The 2,720-nt window shown below is 34.2% G+C and carries 2 protein-coding genes; one reads left to right on the top strand and one right to left on the bottom strand.

The window, feature by feature from the left end:
* Positions 1-156 precede the first annotated feature (156 nt).
* Positions 157-471: a DUF167 domain-containing protein gene (locus MUW74_RS03890; RefSeq protein WP_243517899.1), complete on the bottom strand. Its 315-nt coding sequence runs from the start codon at positions 469-471 to the stop codon at positions 157-159.
* A gap of 678 nt (positions 472-1,149) precedes the next feature.
* Between MUW74_RS03890 and MUW74_RS03885 the strand changes: the two genes are divergently transcribed.
* Positions 1,150-2,532: a hypothetical protein gene (locus tag MUW74_RS03885; protein ID WP_243553081.1), complete on the top strand. Its 1,383-nt coding sequence runs from the start codon at positions 1,150-1,152 to the stop codon at positions 2,530-2,532.
* Positions 2,533-2,720: the final 188 nt, after the last annotated feature.

Genomic DNA, 2,720 nt, shown 5'->3' with positions numbered 1-2,720 from the left:
TGCGCTGAACGGCTACGATTCAAGACTATGGCGGTTCTAGACAAAATGCTTTTTATAAAATAATTGCGATCGTATCTGTTCACGCCATGGCGTGAACAAATACTGGCTGCCAAGTGACTAAAATAACCGAATAAGTACTCAAAAAACCAGAAACAACTAAAAAAGCGTAAGCAATTGAGGCTCTTCTGGTAGCTTCTCAGCCAGTGAACTAGACCATAATGCTATTTTAAAAACTTTCCGCCGTGCAGTAGCACCACTTACCAAGGAAATGTTACTTTGGGCTATGCCCAACGTTTTAGCTAATAATCCAATAATCGCTTTATTGGCTTTACCTTCTTGAGGAGGCGCTGTAATCCGCACCTGCAACCAATATTTTTCCCGATCCAATATCCAATCTTCTATTTTATTCTGATGACTGTTAGGCTTTGCACAGATATACAAAAAGTATATTGAATGATTAAGTTTGGTCATTTGGCTACTTATTAGACTTGCTTTCAAAAACTACAAATCACTTAGTATAAGCAAGATCAGCAAGCATGCTAGTTGTAAAAACTAACTTACAATACAAGAAATTTGGTATCTATTCACTGCTCAGACACAAGTGCATGAAAAAAGAACCCAGATAAAATAGTTGCGCTCAGCAAGTGACCTTTACAACTAAAATACAAAAACAGTTGCAGGGAGGGGACTCAAGGGGTAGCTCCTGTTTTTCCAGCTGTAAGCGCTAATGGCAGCCAATTAAGGGGCGGTTTGCTTATAACAACCATAGCCTTGAACCCATACCACCCAATTGTGTCAACTTAATGATTATATTTCCTTGATTATTAAATAGCCAGCAGTATTTATTATCAAAATTGGTAAAAAGGCTTTTTTATCCCACTTCTTACCAAGAAAAAATGCCTTACGACTTAAATCTACCAATGGTGGTCATCTTTAAGTTGAAGCCATGGCCTGAACAGATACATATTTTGATATCAAATTAATTTTGATTAATATGGCAAATCTTATTAAGAAACAAAATTTTTTCAAAAATTTAATAGTATAATGTCACTTTACATAAAAAAGTTAATGATTATGAAAATAAAAATAAAATTTTTAGTCGCTTTCAGCTGCATACCCTTGTCATGTAATAATTTCACTAAAGCTAATATGCTACAAACAGGCAATAAGCAACGAAAGGCTGGTCATATTGGGCAGAAGCCAGATATTAAAAATAACAATCAATATATAGAGCCTATCAACGAAACTGTAAACAAAATTGGACCCAATAATTTACAAAACAACAACGAACCACAAAATAAAAAAAGACGACCTGAACAGCAGCCTTATATTTCACCAGATACAAATCACGCTCTATGGATGGTCAAGGGAAGAGCCTTGTTTGAAAAACACCAGGATAAACCCTTATTTGCTTTAAATAAAGCGGAAATGTATGAACTATGTTATTTATTCTCAAAATATAAAAATGCCATTCAACAACATAACAACTCAGACTATAGGCGTGTCTCTGCTTCCTTCTATCCAGACCCAGACGGCCATGTAAGGTCTCATAGCCAACACCTGAAATATCATAACCAATTTTTTAATTATTTCAATCATATTAACCCAGTGCTTGATTGGACTAGTAACATAACAAGTCCACTTGCATTAGCCGTTTTTTCAAAATGCCCTGATCTAGTATCAGATTTTATACAATACCTTATCAATAACAATAAAACAGTAGATTTAAGTAAAAAAGTGCTATTCGGGATTTCTATATTGGATTATATAATAGTTACGCATGATCTCAACATGTTTAAAGTACTAGTAAAAGAGGCACTTGAATTGTATAGCAATCGAGAAGACAAAGCCTGGTATATGCATTATATATTACACCATACAATATGTTGCGGTATTCCAGAGATGCTAGATTGCCTACTTCAAGCAGGTGCTGATCTCAATTGGCTATATAATGGTAAAAGAGCAGACGAGTATGGAAACGTATTCTGGCTAACAGTAAAATATGACCGAAAAGATATGGCGCTTTATTTGCTTGAGCTTCATAATAAGCAACTAAACAAATCTATACATTGGAACCAACAAGATGAACATGGGCGTACTCCATTAATGTGGGTAGCTTACAATCGCTATCCAGGATGGGCTACCATATTAAATAAATTATTAAGTATAGAAAATGTAAATATGGCACAATCAGATAAAGGTGGTCAAAATATATTAATGCTGCTATTAGAAAGATATATTGATATATGCCGTAAATTTTACGCAACTTGTAATACATTTAGAGCTGGATATAACCCTATTAGTTATATGCTTTATACGTCTAGAGATATATTCGAACTTTTGTATAATGATAAAAAAAAGATGCTAAAATCCTTATTGAAACACCAAGAGTTACCAACATTATTCAATCAAGAGGACACAAACAACAAGACTATAGACATGTATGTTAAAAAACTTTGCAAAGAGATACGTGAATTAGATAAAAAACAAGAAATAATTAATATATGTATGGGTATGTATGCTTATAAATAGAATAGCATAGAATAGAATAATGCTTGCAGTCCCTGCAGAAGCTACGTAAGATATAAGAAGCCAGAGATAAAAAAAGATAACCCAAAAAAATCTGATGCCAGGCTTCCATGCAGCCCTATAGTTACAGTTCACCACTATGGATTATACTAGGAAAAAAACGCGCCCTTTGAAAAAAGTACGATCAGAAA

The sequence above is a fragment of the Candidatus Cardinium sp. cBcalN2 genome, from assembly GCF_022810445.1.
GTDB lineage: Bacteria > Bacteroidota > Bacteroidia > Cytophagales > Amoebophilaceae > Cardinium.
This window is presented reverse-complemented; position numbering and strand designations above follow the sequence as displayed.